This window comes from Mesorhizobium sp. M1A.F.Ca.IN.020.04.1.1 (assembly GCF_003997315.1).
Taxonomy (GTDB): Bacteria; Pseudomonadota; Alphaproteobacteria; order Rhizobiales; family Rhizobiaceae; genus Mesorhizobium.
In genome coordinates this window covers 1-1,390 of the sequence record NZ_RZSN01000372.1, presented here as the reverse complement: position 1 = coordinate 1,390, position 1,390 = coordinate 1, and the positions used below count along the sequence as shown (strand labels likewise).

The following is a 1,390-nucleotide window of genomic DNA, read 5'->3' as shown; positions in this document are numbered from 1 at the left end:
GCAGCAGCCGGGCGGGCAGGGCGGCTCGACCGGTGGCGAACGACGCTTTGTCGAGACCCTCGCGCGCGCCGCCGTGGCGATCGGCGTTGCCGGCGTGTTCATCGAAACCCACCAGGATCCGGACAACGCCCCCTCGGACGGCCCCAACATGGTGCCCTTGAAGAATCTTCCCGCATTGCTGGAAAGGCTGATGGCGTTCGATCGGATCGCCAAGAGGCCGTAGCAGGGCAGCCGAAAATCTGGAACCTTCGCCCGCTCCCCTCATTGTCCACAACGGACAATCAAATGAGAGGAGCACAACAATGACCACTCCGTCTGGCCACACCGAAGCCATCGCCGCCTCACGCGTCATCGGCACCTCGGTCTACAACACCGCCGGCGACAGCATCGGCAGCATTGAGGACGTGATGCTCGACAAGATGTCGAACGGGATCATGTTCGCGGTTATCGGCTTCGGCGGCTTCCTCGGCATGGGCGAGAAGTATCACGCCATTCCGTGGGCAAGCCTCGACTATGATGAAAACATGGGCGGCTACGTCGTGCCTTTCACGAAGGAACAGCTCAAGGCGGCACCGGCCTACTCGATCGAGGAATTGACCGGCGCCGATGGTGAAGCGGCCCGCGACGCATCCTTCGAATACTACCACGTGAAGCCTTACTGGCACTGATCGGCCTGAGCGGCTGCTTCCAGAATCGAGAAGGCCCCCGGGTCCGGGGGCCTTCGAGCGTTGAGGAACCTATTCAGCGGTCCGAAGGGTGGATAGCTCCGTGGAGTTCTGCTGAGGCTTCTGGGTGTCGCAGGACGTTAGGAACGCCGCCGCGATCAGGAACAAACTCACGATACCGCTCAACTGAGACATGGCGAAACTCCTCGTGTTTCGCCCCGCGCAAACACGACCATAAATCAGAAGGGCGAGTCGCGCGCATGACTAATGATGACAAAGATTTGCGCTTCGTGAATCTTGTCGCCTGCAATTATTGCGGACCGCCCAATTGCCTTTTGCCGGGCTTTGGCTAAGAGGGGCGCGACGCTTCAATCGATCAATCGGGGACATCGCAATGACCGCCATCATCGACATTGTCGGGCGTGAAATCCTGGACAGCCGTGGAAATCCGACCGTCGAGGTCGACGTGGTGCTGGAAGACGGCTCGATGGGCCGCGCCGCCGTTCCGTCGGGCGCCTCGACCGGCGCGCATGAGGCGGTCGAGCTGCGCGACGGCGGGCCGCGCTATCTCGGCAAGGGAGTCCAGGGCGCCGTCGAGGCCGTGAACGGCGAGTTGTTCGAGGCGATCGGCGGCATGGAAGCCGAGAACCAGATCCATATCGACCAGACGATGATCGAGCTCGACGGCACTCCGAACAAGAGCCGGCTCCGCGCCAACCCCCTCC

Annotated in this window: 1 protein-coding gene and 2 pseudogenes; all 3 read left to right on the top strand. The window is 62.0% G+C overall.

Annotated elements, in window-relative coordinates; genetic code table 11:
• Window positions 1-223, top strand: a pseudogene (locus tag EOA49_RS31945) (3-deoxy-8-phosphooctulonate synthase); the annotation flags it as partial.
• Between the two features lie 79 nt (window positions 224-302).
• Entirely contained in the window at window positions 303-668 is a 366-nt protein-coding gene (locus tag EOA49_RS31940; RefSeq protein ID WP_066989666.1) for a PRC-barrel domain-containing protein, read from the top strand.
• Window positions 669-1,059: 391 nt separating this feature from the next.
• Window positions 1,060-1,390 (top strand): annotated as a pseudogene (gene eno, locus EOA49_RS31935) (phosphopyruvate hydratase); the annotation flags it as partial.

Excerpts from the sequence above, each read along its gene's own strand:
- EOA49_RS31940 (WP_066989666.1), top strand. The coding sequence starts at position 303 with ATGACCACTCCGTCTGGCCACACCGAAGCCATCGCCGCCTCACGCGTC.